The organism is Paraburkholderia sp. BR10937, assembly GCF_040965695.1.
In the GTDB taxonomy this organism is placed as follows: domain Bacteria; phylum Pseudomonadota; class Gammaproteobacteria; order Burkholderiales; family Burkholderiaceae; genus Paraburkholderia.
Map to the genome: position 1 here is coordinate 1 of NZ_JBFRCL010000178.1, position 370 is coordinate 370.

Below are 370 nucleotides of genomic sequence, written 5' to 3' on the forward strand. Positions count from 1 at the left end.
ACGAAATAGACCGGCGACTCCACGAGACGCTTGGATTATGTGTGTTCGCGCTCACCGTCATCCGCTTGCTGTGGCGAATGATTGATACACGTCCCGAGCCACCCTCGGTTTCGCGCTGGATGGGTATTACGGCAATAGCCGCCCAATTCATGCTTTTTCTGCTTCTGCGCGCACTCCCGATGACTGCCGTCGCTGGCGCGTGGCTCGAAGGACCTCCCTTGACGCTCGTCGCCGGCGCTGATTTTTCACCCCTGTTCGGCACTTCACATGACACGGGCGCAGCTCTTGCTGCGGTCCACAAATGGCTCGGCGACACGATCATGTGGCTTGCCGGATTTCACGCGTTCGCTGCTCTTTACCATCATGTTGT

At 58.1% G+C, this 370-nt stretch carries 1 protein-coding gene; it reads left to right on the forward strand.

Annotation, left to right across the window (positions count from 1 at the left end):
- Positions 1 to 41: 41 nt before the first annotated feature.
- Positions 42 to 370 (forward strand): cytochrome b (locus tag AB4Y44_RS42530; protein WP_368702831.1); only part of this gene is annotated, 329 nt, incomplete at its 3' end.